Raw genomic sequence first — 18,291 nt, 5'->3', positions numbered from 1 at the left:
CGGAATCCGAAAGACCACCGGCCTGGAACCACGGGGCCGCAACCGGGGCGCGGCCGCGGGAACGGGGAGCGGCCGCGGCCCGGGCCGCAGGTTGGGCGGTTCAGCGCGGAGCGGCGGTGTTGCCGACGCCGGTGTCGTCGAGTTCGGCGACGGAGTAGGCGGCGTAGGTGCGGGCCGGATCGCGGTCGGCGAAGTACGGGGCGAGGGCCGCGTGCAGGCCGTCGGTGGTGAAGGCGCCGCCGTCGGCGTCGAAGCGGGTTTCGACCTCCGGCGCCGCCATCAGCGCCACCATGCCGCCGTAGACGACGAAGACCTGGCCGCTGATCGCCGCCGCGGCCGGGGAGACGAGGTAGGCCACGAACGTGCCCACCCGCTCCGGCGCGAGGACGTCCAGTCCCCCGCCGTCATCGCCGCCGTCCGGACCGGCCAGGACACCGGCCGTCATCGCGGTGCGGGCCCGCGGGCAGATCGCGTTCGCGCGGACACCGTAGCGCTGCATGCCCTGCGCGGTCGACAGGGTGAGGGCGGTGATGCCCGCCTTGGCGGCGGCGTAGTTCGGCTGGCCGGCGCCGCCGAACAGGAACGCCTCCGAGGACGTGTTGACGATGGCGGCGTCCACCGGTGCCCCCGCGGCCTTGCTGCGGGCCCGCCAGTGGGCGGTTGCGGCGCGGGAGAGCGCGGCGTGGCCCTTCAGGTGGACGCGCATGACGTCGTCCCAGTCCTTCTCGTCGAGGTTGAAGACCATCCGGTCGCGCAGTACGCCGGCGTTGTTCACGACGGCGTCGAGCGCGCCGAACGCGTCCACGCAGGCGTCCACCAAGGCCGGGCCGGTGGCCCAGTCGCCGACGTCCCCGCGGACCGCGACGGCCCGGCCGCCCCGGGCGGTGATCTCCGCGGCGACCGCGTCCGCGTCGGCGCCGATGTCGTTGACGACGACGGCGGCGCCGCGGTCGGCGAGGGCCAGTGCCTCCGCGCGGCCCAGGCCCGCGCCGGCGCCGGTCACGATCGCGGCCTTGCCGTCCAGGTCGGTGGGTGAGCTCATGGTCCGTCCTCGCTCGCGGGTCGTCGGTGCGCCTCGTGGGCGCCCGCCTGCCGGCCGACCGCACCCCGCAGAGCGGCGGAGCCGGCCGCCCGGCGGGCGCCACGCCTCGAACCTAGGGAGCTGCGGCGGCGCGAGGGCGGGCTGTCCCGGTCAGCGGGCCACCACCGGCCCGCGAGGGCGTCCGGTCCGGCGGACACCCTGGTGGGGGGCGGGGCGTTCGCGGAGGTCAACAGAGCGCCAGCAGTAGTGACAGATCGCCCATTACCGACTCCCGCGGATGGTGCGCTCCCGCTCCCGGTGCCCATGCTGGTGTCCGTCCCTGCCGCACCCGCCGCTGAGCTGCGGCCGAGGCTCCGACGGAGGAATCGAGGAGGAACCGTGATCGCACCGACCGACGGCCAGGCCCCTGACGTCCTCGCCCCGGCCGCCCTGGGGCCCGTCCGGCTCCGCAACCGCATCCTGAAGGCCGCCACCTTCGAGGGGATGACCCCCGGCGGCCTGGTCAGCGACGAGCTCATCGACTTCCACGTGCGGCACGCGGCCGGCGGCACCGGCATGACGACGGTCGCCTACTGCGCCGTCTCCCCCGAGGGCCGCACGACGCGCGACCAGGTGTACTGGCGCCCCGAGGCGATGCCGGGCCTGCGCCGCCTCACCGACGCGGTACACCGGCAGGGCGCCGCGGTCTCCGCCCAGATCGGCCACGCCGGCCCGGTCGCCGACCCGCGCAGCACCGGCCTGCCGGCGATCGGGCCGGGCCGCACCCCCAACCCGCAGGCGCTGTCCGTGGCGCGCCCGGCGCGCCGCTCGGACCTCGACCGGGTGGTGCGCCGGCATGCGGCGGCCGCCGCCATGGCCGCGGAGGCCGGGTTCGACGCGGTGGAGGTCCACTTCGGCCACAACTACCTGGCCAGCGCGTTCCTGAGTCCGCGGCTGAACCGGCGCACCGACTCCTACGGCGGCAGCCTCCGCAACCGGGCCCGGCTGGTGCGCGATATCGGGCGCGCCGTCCGGGACGCCGTCGGCGACCGGATCGGCCTGATCACCAAGCTCAACATGGACGACGGAGTGCCCGGCGGACTCTGGCTCGACGAGTCCATCCAGGTCGCGCGCTGGCTGGAGGAGGACGGCTCGCTCGACGCGCTCGAACTGACCGCCGGCTCTTCACTCCTCAACCCGATGTACCTGCTCAGGGGCGACGCCCCGGTCCGCGAACTCGCCGCAGTGCAGCGGCAGCCGGTCCGCCTCGGACTGCGGCTGGCCGGCTCGGCTCTGCTGCGCCCCTTCCCCTACTCCGCCAACTACCTGCTCCCCGACGCCCGCCAGGTCCGGGCCGAGGTGGACATGCCGCTGATCCTGATGGGCGGAGTCGCCGACCGCCCCGCCATGGACACCGCCATGCAGGAGGGCTTCCAGTTCGTCGCCATGGCCCGCGCCCTGCTCCGCCAGCCCGACCTCGTCAACCGCATCGCCGCCGACCCCGCCGCCGACTCCCTGTGCATCCACTGCAACAGGTGCATGCCCACCATCCCCGCCGGCACCCGCTGCGTCCTCGCCGAGCCGGCGGTCCACTGAGACGGGAGAGGGGCCAGCCCCGGCTGGCCCCTCTCCCGCCGGTTCCTCCACGCCCGCGGGCATCGGGATATCCCAACCCCGGCCGGCCCTCCAGGGCGGTCGAGACGTGAGGAGGATCCGCACCTGCGGTGGCACTCCGCGCGGCGCTCCCCCGCTCGCGCGGCCGAAACGCTCGGACGGAGCGGGTGCGGAGCGCTGCGGCGCGCACCCGGGCTGCACAGAGAGCGCCGCCCGCCCGTACTACCGGTTGGCCGCGCTGCCCTGCATGCCGGCCGGCCCTCCAACCGTGCCGTCCGCACACCGCGGCCGGCGGCGGTCCGCCACCGACGCGGCGAGGTGCGTGCCGGGGCGGTGTGCAGCAGGACAGGTCCTAGGCGCGGTCGGGCATGTTGGTCCACCAGGGGCCGTCGGACTGGGCGTACCAGCCGGAGGCGGTGAGGGTGCCGCCGTCGACGGGGAGGGTGTGGCCGGTGGTGAACCGGGCGGCGGGAGAGGCGAGGAAGGCGACGGCGTCGGTGCAGTCGTCCGGGGTACCGAAGCGGGCGAGGGGGACCCAGGTGCGGACGAGGTCGGGGTCGCGGCCGCGGAGCATGGCCTCGGCCGGGGTCTGCGGGGTGTCGATGAGGTCCGGGGCGATGGCGTTGACCCGCACACCGTGCCGGCCGACCTCGACCGCGAGGCTGCGGGTGAACGCCGCGACGCCCGCGTTGAAGGCCGAGTAGGCGGCGTTTCCGGGGATGCCGCGGAACGCCTCCACCGTGGAGACGTTGACGACGGCGCCGCTGCCGCGCTCGGTCATCAGCGGCAGCAGGGCGTGCGTCATCCGGAAGACGTGCAGCAGGTTGACCTCGTAGAGCCGCTGCCACTTCTCCGGGGTGGACCGCAGGAACGTACGGGAGTTCGGCCGGAAGTCGCCGACGTTGTTCACCAGCACGTCCAGCCGCCCGCCGCCGGGGCCGCGCACCGCGGCGAGCACCGCTTCGGCGGTCTCCGGGGCGCTCGCATCGCCGGGCACGGCCACGGCGGCGGCGCTGCCGGACGCATCGCCGGCTGCGGCCCGTTCCGCTGCGATGGTGCGGACCGTCGCCGCGGCGGCATCGGGGTCGATGTCGTTGACGATGACCAGGTGGCCGTCGGCGGCGAACCTGCGGGCGGTGGCCGCGCCGATACCGCCGCCCGCTCCGGTGACCGCGGCGACCGGGCGATCGCCGCCGCGGTCTGCTGGCGGGCGGGCCGCGGCGCGGCCCGCACCGGCCGGTCCGGTGCCGTCGGCGCCCTGCTCTGCGGCGGTCATTGCTGCCTCCCCTGGGTCTGCTGTCGCTGCTGCTCCGGTATCCGCCGCGCTGCCTGCACCGCTGCACCCCCGGGCGACGGCCGGAGCCGGCCGACGCCCGGGCCCGTCACCTCTGCTCCTGCTGGTCCGGCGGGCGCCAGCGGCGGACCGGGGCGGTGGCGATGAAGTCGATGTACAGCCGGCGGCGGCGGAACAGCCAGGTGCCGTCCTCGCGCCGGTAGTCGTCGGCGTAGTGCAGGTGCCAGACGAGGTCGGCCGTGCCGCTGCCGGTGTGCGACAGGTGGTGGGCCACGCACGCAGTGCGGCCGGACGCGGTGTCCGGTCCGGGGCCCGCGTCCGCAGTGTGGCCGGCGAGCGCGTGGAAGGTCAGCAGCAGCGATCCGGGCAGGTCGAGCGCGGCCGCGATGGCGGCGCGGCCGCGCACCCTGCGGACCGGACCGAGGTCGGCCGGCGGATCGGGCAGCACCAGATCGGCGTCAGCGGTGAACAGCGCTGCGGCGCCGGCGGTGTCGCGCGCGTCGACCCGCGCCGCGTAGCGCGCCGCGAGCGCGGCCAGCGCCGCCGCGTCCGCGGCGTCCACGGGACGTGCAGCCGGGGGCGCCGTCACCGGCCCAGCCCGAGCCGGTCGGCGCACGCGGAAAGCTCGTCCTGGACCGCCGCCAGATCGGGGTTGTCCGAGGTGGCCAGAACGATCCGGTCGGCGCCGCGGGCGGCCAGTGCGCCGGCCTTCTCCGCGGTGATCCGCGCGGTGGTGTGGCCGAGGGTGAGTTCGAGCGCGCCGGGGTCGCGGCCGCTCCGCTCCGCCTCGGCGCGCATCACGTCCACCAGCTCGGCCAGCTCCTCCTTGCCCACGCCGAGCGGCTGCAGCCCGTCGCCGCGCCGCCCGGCCCGCCGCGCCGCAGCGAGGCTGTGCCCGCCCACATGGAGCGGAACACCGCCGGGGCGGACCGGCTTCGGGTAGCTCATCGCGCGGTCGAAGCGGAAGAACTCGCCGTCGTGCGAGGCGCCGCCGGGACCGCTCTCGCGCCACAGCGCGCGCAGCACGTCGATCTGCTCGTCGGCGCGGCGGCCGCGGCGGGCGAAGTCGGCCCCGCACGCCTCGATCTCCTCCTTCATCCAGCCCATGCCGACGCAGATCCGCAGCCGCCCACCGGACAGCGCGTCGACGGTGGCCAGCCTTTTGGCGAGAACCACCGGGTGGTGGTTGGGGAGCACCAGCACGCCGGTGGCCAGCCCGATGCGGGTGGTGGCGGCGGCGAGGAACGCGAGGAGGTCGACGGGGTCGGGGATGGGGCAGTCGTCCGCCGGCTCCATCCGCCCGGACGGCGCGTAGGGGTAGATGCTGTCGTAGCCGCTCATGACCACCGTGTGCTCGACCGCCACGATGGATTCGAACCCGCAGGCCTCCGCGTGCTGGGCGAAACCGGCCATCCATGCCGGGTCCGCGGTGGTGTGCGCGCCGACCGGCGCGATGACGGCGTAGTGCATGCCGGCACCGTAGGCAGAGACCCCGGATGCGGCCGGACCGCCGTCCCGATGGCTGGGATGGCCGGGCGGCGGGGCGCACGGTGCGGGTGTGCCCGGATGCGGCCGGCGGAACGCTCGCGGCGCCGGCTCCGTGACCAGGAATGCAGCGGGAGGGCCCCCGCGGTCCACGCGCTGACCTGCGGGCGCGCGATCCCACTCAGCGGTAGCACACGGCGGCGCTCCGCCGCACCGCGGGTAGGCTGAGGGACCCGCGACCGCTCCGGCGGGCCCGCTGCCGCGGCAGTCCCGGGCACCGGCGACAGCCCGCCCGGCAGCGGTCGGCCGCTCCCCCGGCCCCCGGTCGCCGACCTGGACGCAGCCTGCCGCAGCGGCAATCCCGTGGCCCCAGTCATGAAGGGGATGCAGTGCCCAGAATCGCCCAGGAGCGCCCTGCGGCGGAGCCCAGTTCCCCCCGGCAGTACGCCCGGCGCCGGCGCGTCCTGCAGGCCGCGGCCGACATCGCGTCCGAGGTGGGGATCGACCGCGTCCAGATGCACGAGGTCGCGAAGGAGGCGGGCGTCGCGATCGGGACCCTGTACCGGTACTTCCCGTCCAAGACGCACCTGTTCGTCGCGGTGATGGCCGACCTGGTGGACGACATCGACGCGCGGGTCACCGGCCCGGAGCCCGGTCGGGATCCGGTCGATGCGGTGTTCGGCCTGATGGTCGAGGAGGGCCGCCGGATGCACCGGCGCCCGCTGCTCGCGAGCGCGATGATGCAGTCGATCGGGACGGCGCACATCCGCACGGTCCCCGACGCGGACCGGATCGACGAGACGTTCCGCGCCGTGGTGCTGCGGCTCCTCGGGGAGGACGACCCCTCGCCCGCGGTCCTCGCCGACATCCGGCTGCTCGTGCAGTGCTGGTACGGCATGCTCGCCTTCAGCCTGAACGGCCGGACCTCGCTGCAGGACGCCGAGGCGGACATGCGCATCGCCTGCCGGAAGCTCCTCGGCCCCTGACCGGGGCCGCGGCCGGCACGGGCGTGCGCAGCCGCCGCACACGACTGCGGGGGCGGCCTTCGCACCGCCCCCGCACCAGCCCGCTCTTGGCGCCCTAGCCGGCGTCCTGCTGGACCGTGAGCGCACCGGTCACCGCTGCCTCCCGGATCGCCGAGCGCAGCGCGCCGCACGCGGCGCGGCCGCCGCTGTCCGCGGCACCGCCGGGCGGCGGGAGCTCCCGGCAGGTGCGGGCGGCCTCCTGCGTCCACTGCACCGACGTCTGCGCCCAGCTGGCCTTGCGGGCGTACACCGACGCCCCGCAGGCGCCGCAGTCCACCGGCTGCATCGGTCCGTCGCGGAGCCGCTCGTCCTCGCGGACCGCCATCAGGTCGCCGCCCCGGCCCTGCGGGCGGCGAGGTTGTCCTCGACCTCCCTGCGCCACGCCTCGACCGGGCGCGTCGTGTCGATCTCGAACTCGAACCGGTCGACCATCTCCGGCGTGACGTCGGCGACGTCCACGTAGAACTGCTCGTACCAGCGGCGCAGCTGGTAGACGGGGCCGTCCTCCTCGGTGAGCAGCGGGTTGTCGATCCGGGTCTTGTTCTTCCAGATCTCGACGTCCTGCTCGAAGCCGAGCTTGATGAACTCCGCGATCGACCGCGCGGTCCGGTCCGCGGCATCGCCCGGCAGGTTGTCCGAGCGCTTCACGATGATCCCGTACTGCAGGACGAACGAGTTCTCGGTGACCGGGTAGTGGCAGTTGATGAGCACGCTCTCCATGTCGCCGTGCTCAAGGTGGTAGGTCAGGTCGTCGATCATGAAGGACGGCCCGAAGTAGGAGGCGTCCGACGTCGTCCCGGACGCGGAGGAGCCGGAGCCCTCCGGCCGTGCGTCCTCGCGGGACATGCCGTTCATCACCTGGTTGGCGACGTGGCCCTCGAAGACGTTGGTGAAGTAGGTCGGGAACGACTTGTGCACGTAGAAGAAGTGCGCCATGTCGACGACGTTGTCGATGACCTCGCGGGCATTGGTCTCGACGAGCGTCTCGTACCAGAGCCAGTCGGTCCACTCGTCGCTGGTGGCGCCCGGGATGCGCGGGATGGCCTGCTCCGGGATCGGCGGCTTGCCCTCCGGGTCGTTCCAGACGAACAGCATGCCGTCCTGGACCAGGGTGGGCCAGGAGGCGGTGCGGGCGCGCAGCGGGACGCGGCGCGCGTACGGGATCCGGGTGCAGCGGCCGTTGCCGCCCCACCGCCAGTCGTGGAACGGGCAGGCGACCGAGTCGCCCTTGACCGTGCCCTGGGACAGGTCGCCGCCCATGTGGCGGCAGTAGGCGTCCAGGACGCTGATGCCGCCCGAGCTGTCGGCGAACACCACCAGCTTCTGGCCGAACGCCTGGATCGAGTGCGGCCCGCCCTCGGCGAACCGCTCCGCGAGGCCGAGGCAGTGCCATCCGCGCGCGAACCGCGTCGGCGCCGCACCGGCGTCGATCGCCCGCACCTCCTCGTCCGTGCTGTTCCGCGCCTTCGGGTCTACTGCGGTCACGACGGTCCTCCATCCTCCGCACCGGCTTCTCCGCTGACCCGCAAGCTAAGCCCGCCGCCGCACCCCCAGCGGAAGACATCCCACTGAGCGGACGGGCCGGGCGCGGCCGCGCCGCCCCCGGTACCGGCGCGGACCGGGCCCCGCAGGGCCGGCCGCGCAGGGGTCACTCGGGGTGCACGAAGAGGCCGTTCTCCAGGGTGCGCACCACCAGGGCGTGCACCCCGTGCCGCGGCACCTGTCCGTGCGCGGCCTGCTCGACGCCGGTGTGCACCACGGCCCAGATCACGTTCTGGATCCACTCCACGCTCACCTCGGGGTCGAACACGCCCTCGGTCTGGCCGCGCTCGATCAGCTGGACGACCGACAGCGCGGTCGTGCCGGCGTCGGAGGGCTGGGGCTCGGTGAACGCTTCCAGCACGCGGGGGTCGCCCCAGAGGAACATGAGCCGGTCAGCGGCGTCGACCATCGCCGCGATCAGGCGGCGCAGGGACTGCTGGACGGTCCCCTGACCGAGTGCGGCGTCGCGGATGGAGCGGTTGACCTCGGCCAGGGAGTCCTCGACGGCTGCGGTGACCAGGTCCTCGCGGTCAGCGAAATAGCGGTGCAGGGTACTGCGCCCCACCCCCGCCGCATCGGCGATGTCGGCCAGCGTGGCCGAGGGGTTGCGGGCCAGCACGGCCGGCGCCGCGGAGAGGATCGCGCGGCGGGTGATGGTGCGGGTAGCCATGGCCATAGCGTACCGACGCGCCCCACAATGGATCCGACAACTCCATAATGGTACTCTCGCGTCTCATTTTTGGATGCGACGATCCCATCGGGAGGCGGGGCTGTGGCACATACCGCGATCGAAGCCGACAACATCGTCAAACAGTTCGGCGGCACAGGCCGCTCCGGGGGCCGCAGCGCCACGAGAGCGCTCGACGGGGTGGACCTTCAGGTGCCGGAAGGCAGCGTGTGCGCCCTGCTCGGCCCGAACGGCGCGGGCAAGACCACCGCGGTCCGCGTGCTGAGCACGCTGATGCCGCCGGACTCCGGCACCGTCCGCGTCGCCGGCTTCGACGTCGTCCGCGAGGCGGCGCGCGTCCGCTACCAGATCGGGATGGTCGGCCAGCAGCCCTCGGTCGACGAGATCCTCACCGGCCGGGAGAACCTGCGGATGTGGGCGCGGCTGTACCGGCTGGACGGGCGCGCCGCCCGCATGCGCGCTGACGAGCTGCTGGAGGTGTTCGGCCTCTCCGACGCGGCCGGAAAGCGGGTCAAGCACTACTCCGGGGGGATGCGCCGGCGGCTGGACCTCGCGGCCAGTTTCGTGCTCGCGCCGCGCGTGCTGTTCCTCGACGAGCCGACCACCGGCCTGGATCCGCGGAGCCGGACCGAGGTGTGGGCTGCGGTGCGGGACCTGGTTGCGCGCGGTACCACCGTCCTGCTGACCACCCAGTACCTCGACGAAGCCGACCGGTTCGCCCACCAGATCGCGGTGCTGGACTCCGGCGCCGTCATCGCCGACGACACCCCGGCCCGGCTGAAGTCGCGGATCGGCGGCGACCAGATCGACGTGGTCGTGCGCGAATCCGCCGACGTGGCCGCTGCCGCCGCGGTCATCGCGCGCATCGCCGAAGGGGCACCGGAGTCCGACGCCGATGCCCGGCACATCGCCGCGCCGGTCCGGGAGGCGCTGTACGCCCTGGAGACCGCGGCGCGGGAGCTGCGCGAGGCGGGCATCGCGGTCGAGGACCTGTCCCTGCGCCGCCCCACGCTGGACGAGGTCTTCCTCAGCCTCACCCAGCGGTCCCGCGCCGATCCGGGGAGCCCCGCGTGAGCGCGCCGCACCAGCCGGGCGGCGGGGCGGAGCCGGGCACGCCCGCCGGCGCGGGAACGGAGGGAGGGCGCAGGACCAGGACGGAGGCGGCAGTGGCGGAGACCGGTACCGCGAGCGCGGCAGGCGGCGGAGCGAGCGCAGGCAGAGGACCGGGGTTCGGGGGGTACGGGCCGCTGCCGATGCCGCGCACGCCGCTGGAGCGGATCGGCTGGGCGCTGACGGACTCCCGGATCGTCGCGCGCCGCGAGCTGGTCCACTGGGTGCGCAACCCGGTGGTCATCCTCAACTCGCTGTTCTTCCCGATGGTGATGGTGCTCCTCTTCGGCTAGGTCTTCGGCAGCGCGATGACCGTCGCCGGCGGAGGGGACTACCGCGAGTTCCTACTGCCCGGCATGTTCGGCCAGACGATGGTGTTCGGGGTCGTCTCCACGGTGTACGTCGTCGCCGCCAACACCGCGCGCGGCGTCACCGACCGCTTCCGTTCGATGCCGATCTCCTCCTTCGGCGTCCTGATGGGGCGCGTGATCGCCGACATGCTGACGTCGCTGCTGGACCTGACGGTCCTCGCGGTGTGCGCCCTGCTCGTGGGGTGGCGCTTCCACGGCGGGGTGGGGCCGGCGCTCGCGGCCGCGGGGCTGCTGCTCCTGCTGCGCTTCTCGCTGATCTGGATCGGGATCTGCGCGGGACTGAAGCTCACCCCCGAGGGAGCCGGCTCCGTGTCCCTGCTGCTCTTCCCCATCACCCTGATCGCCAACACCTTCGTCTCGCCGGAGCTGATGCCCGGCTGGCTGCGCTTCATCGCCGAATGGAACCCCCTGTCGGCAACGGTGGGGGCCTGCCGGGAGCTCTTCGGCAACCCCGGGGTGTCGAGCGGGTCCTGGCCGGCGGACAACGCGCTGCTGCTGGCCGTCGTGTGGCCGGCAGTGCTCACCGCGGTCTTCCTGCCGCTCGCGATCCGGAGCTACCGCCGGCTCTACCGCTGAGGGCGGCGGCCGGCTCCCGCTCCGGAGCACCGCCGGCGCACGCGGCGCGCCCGGCCGCGGCCGGTGGGCCGGGGCCGGGCGCGGGCGGGGCGGGTCAGGCAGCGGCCTGGTCGGTGACGTCCTGGATGGCCTGGACGGCGATGTCGGGCTGCTCGGTGTGGATGTAGTGGCCGGCCTCGTCGGCGGTGCTGAGGTTGCTGCTGCCGGAGAGCTGCAGCCACTGCTCCTGGCCCTCGGTCCACACGCGCTCCAGGTCGCCGCCGTACTCGGGGATCTCGCCGAGGTACTGGACGCCGTGCTGGATGACCTCCACCGGGATGTCGCCGGCCGAGGCGACCTCGGGGTCGCTGTCGATGGTGATCATCTCGGGGTTCTCGCCCTGGAACAGCGCGAGGTTCTGCTCGCGGACCTCGGCGCCGTCGCCGGTGGCGGACTCGGGGATCACGCCGGTGATGTCGTCGAGCATCGTCGGGGAGGTGGCGTCCAGCAGGACCAGCCCTGCCACGCGGTCCTGGTGCTCGGGGGCGTACCGGCCGGCGATGAGGCCGCCGAGGGAGTGGCCGGCCAGCACGGCCGGGGCGTCGGGCGAGATGTCCTCGAGGACCGCGTCCAGGGTCGCCCCCGCGTCGGCGACGGTCTGCGGCGCCTCGGGCTTGTCGCTCTCGCCCTCGCCGAGCCGGTCGTAGGAGCAGACCCGGTCGTTCTCGCTCAGGGTCTTCTGCAGGTCGGCCATGGTGTCCAGCCCGTCTCCCATGCCGGCCATGAGCAGGATGACCGGGCGCTCATCGGCGGGGGTGCCCGAGCAGGAGAGGTTCACCGAGGCGCCGTCGACGTCGAGCGTCTTCGTGCCGGTGAACAGCTCCCCGTTGTTGGTCACCTCGTCGGCGGCGGACTCCAGGTCGGTCCCCACCTCGTCCATGGCGCCGTCCACGGCGGAGCCCACCCCGCACCCGGTCAGTGCGGCACCGGCCACGGTGCAGAACAGGGCGGTCAGGGCGGTGGCGCGGAACGTGGGGGACATGGTGGCCTCCGTGAGGGGATCGGGATCGTCGGGGTGCGGGACCGGAGCCGGGCGGCCGGCCCGCTGCAACTGACGGAAACGCTACGGATTCGACCCGTTCCCGGTCGTCACCGCGGAGTGGACACCTCGCTGTCCCCCGCGCGGGGGACAGCCGCCCCCGCCGTCCCTGCCGCGAGGCCCCGGAAGTGCCCGCCGGCGGGGGACAGTCGTGCGCCGCCGCCGGCAATACACTTCCCCGGTGACCAGACTCCGGTGGATCCCCCAGCTCTGGCAGCGGCTCGACGTCACCCTGCGGGACCTCCCCCTCGCGCTCGTCCTGCTGGCCGCCTCCCTCGCCCCGTCACTGCACAACAGCGGGACCGTGTTCGGCACGGTGCCGGACCGCCCCCTCGACGCCCTGGGCGTCGCCGCGGCCGCGCTGCAGTGCCTCCCCGTGGCGGGGCGGCGGCGCTGGCCCGCACTGGCGCTGGCGGTGGTGGGGTGCGGTTTCGCCATCGACCAGCTGAACGGCTACCACCTGCTCGCCGGCACGGCGATCCCCATCGCCCTGGTGAGCGCCGGAGCCCACCTCCACCAGCGCCGCGCCACCACGATCGCGGTGGGCACGGGCGTCTACCTGGCGATCATCCTCGCGCTGGAGTCGATCAACGCCGGGGAGCCGTTCGCCGAGTACGTCATCTTCTACGCGGCGCTGGCCCTCTCCTGGGGGATCGGCTCATGGCTGCGGGCGACGCGGATCGCCGAGGCCGAGCGGCGCCGCCTGGTCGCCGAGGCGACCCGCACCGCCGAACGCACCCGCATCGCCCGCGAGCTGCACGACGTCGTCACGCACCACGTGACCGCGATGGTCGTGCAGACCGAGTCGGCCCGCTATCTGACCGCGGCGCCCGACCGGCTCGACTCGACCCTCACTGCGGTCAGCGACACCGGCCGCCGGGCCATCACCGACCTGCGCCGCCTGCTCGACGTCCTCAACCCCGACCACGCCGCTCCTGCCGCCGACGAGAACCTGGGCGCGGTGGTGGAGCAGACCCGCCGCGCCGGCCAGCCGGTGGAGTTCTCCGAGGAGGGCACCCCGGCGACCGCGCGCGGCAGTGCCGACCTGGTCGCGCACCGCGTCGTGCAGGAGGCCCTGACCAACGCGCTGAAGTACGCCCACGGAAGCCCCACGTCGGTCCGCGTGCGGCACCGGCCCAAGGAGATCACCGTGGATGTCGGCACCGACCGGTCCAGCGCGCCCTCCACCTCCCCGGGCGGAAGCGGGCGCGGGCTCGGCGGCCTGCGCGAACGCGTCGAGGTCCTGGGCGGCGACTTCCACGCCGGCCCGCGGGAGGACGGCGGCTTCGCCGTGTCCGCGCGCATCCCGGCGGGAGGCTCCGCATGAGCGACCCGGTCCGCGTCCTGGTCTGCGACGACCAGGAGCTGATCCGCACCGGCCTGGTCACCATCATCGACGCCCAGCCCGACCTGGAGGTCGCCGGCGAGTGCGGCGACGGGGCGGCGGCGGTCGAGCTGGCCGGGCGGCTGCACCCCGACGTCGTCGTGATGGACGTGCGCATGCCCGTCCTGGACGGCATCGAGGCCACCCACCAGCTGGCCGGGTCCGGCGTGGAGCATCCCGTCAAGGTCCTGGTGGTCACCACCTTCAACCTCGACGAGTACGTCTACGAGGCGCTGCGCGCCGGCGCCAGCGGCTTCCTCCTCAAGGACGCGCCCCCGTCCCAGCTGCTGCACGGCATCCGCACGGTGGCGACCGGCGCAGCCCTGCTCGACCCCGAGGTCACCCGCCAGCTCGTCGGCAAGTTCGCCGCCCGGATCCGCCCGACCCGCACCGCCCCGCCGGACTCCCCGCTCACCCCGCGCGAACTCGAAGTCCTCGGCCTCATCGCCAACGGCCTCTCCAACGGTGAGATCGCCGCCCGCCTCTTCATCAGCCAGGAGACCGTCAAGACCTTCGTCTCCCGCATCCTCACCAAACTCGACCTCCGCGACCGCGTCCAGGCCGTCGTCTACGCCTACCGCCAGGGTTTGGTGTCCTGACCGCGGGCCGGCCGGCGGTCGGCGCCGCGGGCCGCAGCGCGAGCCGGCGCACCAGCCGGACGGCTGCGCCCCGATCGACGAGCTCCTGCCGCGGGGCCGGCTGCACGGCCGGCATCCCCGCCCCGCTCGCGGCCGGCCCGCAGAGCGCAGGGGGCAGCGCTCGACGACGAGGGCGGACCTAGCGCACACAAAACAGCCCTGGGCGGCATCTCTGCTGCTCAGGGCTGTTTCGTCGCTGTCTCAAGGCGGCGCACTCGGGAGGACTCGAACCCCCAACCTTCTGATCCGTAGTCAGATGCTCTATCCATTGAGCTACGAGTGCCGGTAAGGCCGGTTTTGAGTTGTGGCCGCCGGGGTTCTCCCTGGCGACGTCAATGACTCTACCACGGGGTCCGGGACGGTTCGAACGGGTTTCTCTGTCAGGTGGGGCCGGTGGTGTAGAAGGCGGCGGTGGCCTCGGCGGCGTAGTCGGCCTGCTCGGGGACGGCGCCGGCGGCGCGGTGGGCGGCGGCCCAGGAGTGGGCGGCAGCCGCGGTGAAGGAGCGGGCCCCGTCGGAGGAGGCCCAGGCGGACTGGTCGTCCGGGGTGGCGCCGCGCAGGTGCAGGGCGAGGCTGTGCAGCATCAGGTCCCAGCCGACCCCCATGGCGCCCGGGCCGTAGCGCAGCCACATCTCCTCCGGGATCGCCGCGGTGTGGTGCAGTGTGAGCGACGTCGCCCGGCCGGCCGCGGCGAGGCGCAGTTCGACCTCGCCGAAATGGTCGCCGTCCGTGCCGCCGAGCACCCACGACAGGCGGAGCAGCCGGGGCGGCTCGCAGCTCAGGATCTCCCCGTGCGCGATGCCGTCGACCTGGAACGCGCCGCCCGGGCGCAGGTCGCCGCCGACCGGGTAGAACCAGGCCGCCAGGTGCGCGGGCTCGGTGCAGGCCGCCCACACCTTCTCCAGCGCCGGCTCCAGTGTGCTGCGCAGGGTGACCGCGCGGGCCGGCCCCTGGGGTGTGCTCTCCGCGGAGACCTCGCGGTGCACCGCTCCCACGTCGCCGGCCGCTTCGCCGTCCGCACCTGTGACCACACCCATCGCCCCCCGGTCGATGCCGCACCGGGCCGCGCCCGGAGCCGTTACCACCCGTGGGTACCCACTTCAGCGGCGGTTCACGTCTCGCGGGGGCGGCCGCGGGGCGGACCGGCGGGCGGCCTCCGCACCCGGAAGCCGCCCGGCCGGGCGGTCAGGCTCCGGCGTCCTCCAGTGCGGCGGACCACGCCGTGATGGCCGCGTCGACCTGGTCGCCGTCGACGACGAGCGGCGGGATCATCCGGACGACGTTGTTGTGCGGGCCGCAGGTGAGCAGCAGCAGGCCGTGGTCGACCGCCGCCTTGTGCGCGCGGACCGCCGTCTCGCCGTCCGGCGTGCCGTCCGGAGCGGTGAACTCGGTGGCCAGCATCAGGCCGCGGCCGCGCACGTCAGCGGCGCGCTCGTGGGCCTCGGCGGCCTTGCGCAGCCCGGCGGCGAGCCGCTCCCCCATCCGGGCGGCGTTGTCGACGAGGTTCTCGTCCTGGATGACATCGAGTGTCGCCAGCGCCGCGGCGCAGGAGACCGCGTTGCCGCCGTAGGTGCCGCCCTGCGAGCCCGGCCACGCCTTGTCCATGATCGCGGCCGGCGCCGCGATCGCCGACAGCGGGAAGCCGCTGGCCAGCCCCTTCGCGGTGATCACGATGTCGGGGCGGACGCCGGAGTGGTCCAGGCCCCAGAACCGGCCGGTGCGGCCGAACCCGGTCTGCACCTCGTCGGCGACGAGCAGAATGCCGTGCCGGTCGGCGCGCTCCCGCAGCCCGGCCAGGAACGCGTCGGGCACCGGCACGTAGCCGCCCTCGCCCAGCACCGGCTCGATGAAGAACGCCGCGGTGTCCTTCGGCGCGGTGACCGTGGCGAAGAGGTAGTCGAGCTCGGCGAGCGCGTACTCGACGGCCTGCTCTTCGGACATGCCCAGCCGGTAGGCGTAGGGGAACGGCGAGACCGCGACGCCGGGAACGAGCGGCCCGATACCCGCGCGGATCTTGATGCCGGAGGTGGTGAGCGACGCCGCGCCCATCGTCCGGCCGTGGAAGGAGCCCTGGAACACGATCGCGTTCTGCCGGCCGGTGGCCTGCCGGGCCAGGCGCAGGGACGCCTCGACGGCCTCGGAGCCGGAGTTCACGTAGAAGAGCCGGTCCAGGCCTTCGGGCAGCACGGCGCCCAGGCGCTCGGTGAGCTCCAGCAGGGGCCGGTGCATGACCGTCGTGTACTGGCCGTGGATGAGGGTGCCGACCTGCTTCTGCGCGGCCTCCACGACCCGCGGGTGGCAGTGGCCGGTGCTCGTGACGCCGATTCCGGCGGTGAAGTCGAGGTAGCGGCGGCCGTCCTCGTCGTAGAGGTGGACGCCCTCGCCGCGCGCGGCGACGACCGGGGTGGCCTGCTTGAGGACCGGGGACAGCTCGGCGGCCATGCTGGTGGACCCCTCCTTCTGGGCACGGATCCGCGCCGGGGGCGCGGGTCCGAGATCCGTAGGATTGTTGACAATCGACGGCGCTATGGAATCATCCGCCTGGAGCGGTGTCCAGACCGGCGCCGGTGTTCGCGGTGGGCCTACCCCGCCGCGCGCTCCGCCAACACGAGCACCCTCAGGACGGCGCCGCAGGTCCCCCCGCACTCCGCGGTGCGCCGTTACGGCCGGGGACCGGGTGGGAACGGCTGCAGCTGAGCGCTGCAGCCGAGGAGAGCAGCCGACGGCCCCGGCACCGCCGCGGGCCGGAGCGGCCAGGTCGAGAGCGGAGGAGCCATGTCCGATTCGAGCGGCGAGGCAAAGGTCGTCGATCAGGTGGACAAGCGGCTGTTCGTCGGCGGGCACCGCCGCGACGCCGCGGCGGGAGGGACGTTCCCGGTCGAGGACCCGGCCACCGGAAACGTGCTGTGCGAGGTCGCCAACGCGCAGGAGGCGGACGCGTTCGCCGCGCTGGAGGCGGCCGTGGAGGTCCAGCCGGAGTGGGCGAAGACCGCACCGCGGGAGCGGGGCGAGATCCTGCGCCGCGCCCACGGCCTGATGATGGAGCGCCAGGAGGAGCTGGCGCTGCTGATGACCCTCGAAATGGGCAAGCCCCTGGCGGAGGCGCGCGGCGAGGTCGCCTACGCCGCCGAGTTCTTCCGCTGGTTCGCCGAGGAGGCCGTCCGGATCGACGGCGGGTTCTCGACGTCGCCGGACGGCAAGGCGCGCTTCCTGGTGATGCGCCAGCCGGTCGGCCCCTGCATGCTGATCACCCCGTGGAACTTCCCCCTGGCGATGGGCACCCGCAAGATCGGCCCGGCCGTCGCCGCCGGGTGCACGATGGTGCTCAAGCCGGCCCAGCAGACGCCACTCAGCGCGCTCGCCCTCGCGGCGGTGCTCCGCGAGGCGGGGCTGCCCGACGGCGTCCTCAGCGTGCTCCCCACCACCGACCCCGGCGGCGTCACCGAGCCGCTGCTGCGCGACGGCCGGATCCGCAAGGTGTCCTTCACCGGCTCCACCGCGGTCGGCAAGAAGCTGCTGGAGCAGAGCGCCGAGCAGGTGCTGCGCACCTCGATGGAGCTGGGCGGCAACGCGCCGTTCCTGGTCTTCGAGGACGCCGACCTGGACGCGGCGGTCGAGGGCGCCATGCAGGCGAAGATGCGCAACATCGGCGAGGCGTGCACCGCGGCCAACCGGATCTACGTGCAGGAGGGCGTGGCCGAGGAGTTCTCCCGCCGGCTCAGCGAGCGGATGGGCGCACTCACCGTGGGCCGCGGCACCGAGGACGGCGTGCAGGTCGGGCCGCTGATCGACGGCAAGGCGCTGGCGAAGGTGCGCCGCCTGGTCGACGACGCGGTGCAGCGCGGCGCGCGGGTCCTCACCGGCGGCGCGGAGGCGGACACCGGCGGCCACTTCTACTCGCCGACGGTGCTGGCCGATGTCCACCCGGACAGCGACCTGTCGTCCACCGAGATCTTCGGCCCGGTCGCCCCGGTGATCCCGTTCCGCACCGAGGAAGACGGCATCGCCAAGGCCAACGACACCGAGTACGGACTGGTCAGCTACGTCTACACCACCGACTTCGGCCGGGCCTTCCGGGTCAGCGAGGCGCTGGAGACCGGCATGGTCGGACTCAACCAGGGTGTGGTGTCCAACCCGGCCGCCCCGTTCGGCGGCGTGAAGCAGTCCGGCCTGGGCCGCGAGGGCGGCACCGTCGGCATCGACGAGTTCCTGGAGATCAAGTACATCGGCATCGGGGGCGTCGACTAGGAGGACACCTGCCGACTCCGACCGGGCCCCCGGCGGCCGCTCACCCGGCTGCCGGGGGCCCACTGTGCCGCGGTGCGACCCAAAGGGCTGCGCTGCGCCGCGGTCACCGGGGGCGCCGAGACGGATACGGGCCGGGCACTCGGCGGGCTGCCGGCGTTCCGGCGCTACCGGTCCGGACCGGGACGCTGCGTGGCGCGGCCGGCCGTGGGCGGTGCTG

At 74.2% G+C, this 18,291-nt stretch carries 18 protein-coding genes and 1 tRNA gene; 8 read left to right on the top strand and 11 right to left on the bottom strand.

Annotated elements, in window-relative coordinates:
* Nucleotides 1-100: 100 nt before the first annotated feature.
* Nucleotides 101-1,042: an SDR family NAD(P)-dependent oxidoreductase gene (locus ACYVGT_RS06130; RefSeq protein ID WP_460855432.1), complete on the bottom strand. Its 942-nt coding sequence runs from the start codon at nucleotides 1,040-1,042 to the stop codon at nucleotides 101-103.
* 378 nt (nucleotides 1,043-1,420) lie between these two features.
* On the opposite strand from ACYVGT_RS06130, the gene ACYVGT_RS06125 reads away from it, so the two are divergent.
* Entirely contained in the window at nucleotides 1,421-2,617 is a 1,197-nt protein-coding gene (locus tag ACYVGT_RS06125; protein ID WP_460855431.1) for an NADH:flavin oxidoreductase, read from the top strand.
* 370 nt (nucleotides 2,618-2,987) lie between these two features.
* Here the strand turns inward: ACYVGT_RS06125 and ACYVGT_RS06120 are convergent, their stop codons facing one another.
* The 3 genes from ACYVGT_RS06120 to ACYVGT_RS06110 all read right to left on the bottom strand — a co-directional run bounded on the left by ACYVGT_RS06120 (nucleotide 2,988) and on the right by ACYVGT_RS06110 (nucleotide 5,399).
* Nucleotides 2,988-3,911: an SDR family NAD(P)-dependent oxidoreductase gene (locus ACYVGT_RS06120; RefSeq protein WP_460855430.1), complete on the bottom strand. Its 924-nt coding sequence runs from the start codon at nucleotides 3,909-3,911 to the stop codon at nucleotides 2,988-2,990.
* Nucleotides 3,912-4,017: 106 nt separating this feature from the next.
* Complete coding sequence (locus ACYVGT_RS06115; RefSeq protein WP_460855429.1) at nucleotides 4,018-4,491, bottom strand: nuclear transport factor 2 family protein; 474 nt, start codon at nucleotides 4,489-4,491, stop codon at nucleotides 4,018-4,020.
* A gap of 23 nt (nucleotides 4,492-4,514) precedes the next feature.
* A complete protein-coding gene (locus ACYVGT_RS06110; RefSeq protein WP_460855428.1) occupies nucleotides 4,515-5,399 on the bottom strand; it encodes an LLM class F420-dependent oxidoreductase in 885 nt (294 codons plus the stop codon).
* 404 nt (nucleotides 5,400-5,803) lie between these two features.
* On the opposite strand from ACYVGT_RS06110, the gene ACYVGT_RS06105 reads away from it, so the two are divergent.
* A complete protein-coding gene (locus ACYVGT_RS06105) occupies nucleotides 5,804-6,400 on the top strand; it encodes a TetR family transcriptional regulator (RefSeq protein WP_460855427.1) in 597 nt (198 codons plus the stop codon).
* A 94-nt stretch (nucleotides 6,401-6,494) separates the two neighbouring features.
* Here ACYVGT_RS06105 and ACYVGT_RS06100 read toward each other — a convergent pair whose 3' ends face one another.
* The 3 genes from ACYVGT_RS06100 to ACYVGT_RS06090 form a co-directional block, all read right to left on the bottom strand.
* Nucleotides 6,495-6,764, bottom strand: coding sequence for a ferredoxin (locus ACYVGT_RS06100; RefSeq protein WP_460855426.1), 270 nt, complete (start codon nucleotides 6,762-6,764; stop codon nucleotides 6,495-6,497).
* Entirely contained in the window at nucleotides 6,764-7,924 is a 1,161-nt protein-coding gene (locus ACYVGT_RS06095) for a Rieske 2Fe-2S domain-containing protein (RefSeq protein ID WP_460855425.1), read from the bottom strand. Before ACYVGT_RS06095 ends, ACYVGT_RS06100 begins: the two co-directional genes overlap by 1 nt.
* Nucleotides 7,925-8,087: 163 nt before the next feature.
* Nucleotides 8,088-8,651 carry a TetR/AcrR family transcriptional regulator gene (locus ACYVGT_RS06090; protein ID WP_460855424.1) on the bottom strand — a complete coding sequence of 188 codons (564 nt, stop codon included), beginning with the start codon at nucleotides 8,649-8,651 and terminating at the stop codon, nucleotides 8,088-8,090.
* 102 nt (nucleotides 8,652-8,753) lie between these two features.
* Between ACYVGT_RS06090 and ACYVGT_RS06085 the strand changes: the two genes are divergently transcribed.
* The 3 genes from ACYVGT_RS06085 to ACYVGT_RS06075 all read left to right on the top strand — a co-directional run bounded on the left by ACYVGT_RS06085 (nucleotide 8,754) and on the right by ACYVGT_RS06075 (nucleotide 10,726).
* Nucleotides 8,754-9,743 carry an ATP-binding cassette domain-containing protein gene (locus tag ACYVGT_RS06085; protein ID WP_460855423.1) on the top strand — a complete coding sequence of 330 codons (990 nt, stop codon included), beginning with the start codon at nucleotides 8,754-8,756 and terminating at the stop codon, nucleotides 9,741-9,743.
* Between the two features lie 179 nt (nucleotides 9,744-9,922).
* Complete coding sequence (locus ACYVGT_RS06080; protein WP_460855422.1) at nucleotides 9,923-10,072, top strand: hypothetical protein; 150 nt, start codon at nucleotides 9,923-9,925, stop codon at nucleotides 10,070-10,072.
* Nucleotides 10,073-10,087: 15 nt separating this feature from the next.
* Nucleotides 10,088-10,726: an ABC transporter permease gene (locus ACYVGT_RS06075; RefSeq protein WP_460855421.1), complete on the top strand. Its 639-nt coding sequence runs from the start codon at nucleotides 10,088-10,090 to the stop codon at nucleotides 10,724-10,726.
* Between the two features lie 94 nt (nucleotides 10,727-10,820).
* Here ACYVGT_RS06075 and ACYVGT_RS06070 read toward each other — a convergent pair whose 3' ends face one another.
* Complete coding sequence (locus ACYVGT_RS06070) at nucleotides 10,821-11,747, bottom strand: alpha/beta fold hydrolase (RefSeq protein WP_460855420.1); 927 nt, start codon at nucleotides 11,745-11,747, stop codon at nucleotides 10,821-10,823.
* Nucleotides 11,748-11,985: 238 nt separating this feature from the next.
* Here ACYVGT_RS06070 and ACYVGT_RS06065 point away from each other — a divergent pair, with 238 nt between their 5' ends.
* The gene (locus ACYVGT_RS06065) at nucleotides 11,986-13,131 is read left to right on the top strand and encodes a sensor histidine kinase (RefSeq protein ID WP_460855419.1); all 1,146 of its coding nucleotides are present in this window, start codon (nucleotides 11,986-11,988) and stop codon (nucleotides 13,129-13,131) included.
* A complete protein-coding gene (locus tag ACYVGT_RS06060; protein WP_460855418.1) occupies nucleotides 13,128-13,787 on the top strand; it encodes a response regulator in 660 nt (219 codons plus the stop codon). The genes ACYVGT_RS06065 and ACYVGT_RS06060 overlap by 4 nt, the downstream gene beginning before the upstream one ends.
* Nucleotides 13,788-14,036: 249 nt before the next feature.
* Here ACYVGT_RS06060 and ACYVGT_RS06055 read toward each other — a convergent pair.
* From ACYVGT_RS06055 to ACYVGT_RS06045, 3 genes are all read right to left on the bottom strand, one after another.
* Nucleotides 14,037-14,109: transfer RNA gene (locus ACYVGT_RS06055), tRNA-Arg, on the bottom strand.
* A gap of 97 nt (nucleotides 14,110-14,206) precedes the next feature.
* Entirely contained in the window at nucleotides 14,207-14,863 is a 657-nt protein-coding gene (locus ACYVGT_RS06050) for an SRPBCC domain-containing protein (RefSeq protein ID WP_460855416.1), read from the bottom strand.
* A gap of 148 nt (nucleotides 14,864-15,011) precedes the next feature.
* A complete protein-coding gene (locus tag ACYVGT_RS06045) occupies nucleotides 15,012-16,268 on the bottom strand; it encodes an aspartate aminotransferase family protein (protein ID WP_460855415.1) in 1,257 nt (418 codons plus the stop codon).
* A 333-nt stretch (nucleotides 16,269-16,601) separates the two neighbouring features.
* On the opposite strand from ACYVGT_RS06045, the gene ACYVGT_RS06040 reads away from it, so the two are divergent.
* Nucleotides 16,602-18,074 (top strand): NAD-dependent succinate-semialdehyde dehydrogenase, encoded by a 1,473-nt coding sequence (locus ACYVGT_RS06040; protein ID WP_460855414.1) that lies wholly within the window; start codon nucleotides 16,602-16,604, stop codon nucleotides 18,072-18,074.
* Nucleotides 18,075-18,291 lie beyond the last annotated feature (217 nt).

It is taken from the genome of Nocardiopsis coralliicola (genome assembly GCF_054779695.1).
This window is presented reverse-complemented; position numbering and strand designations above follow the sequence as displayed.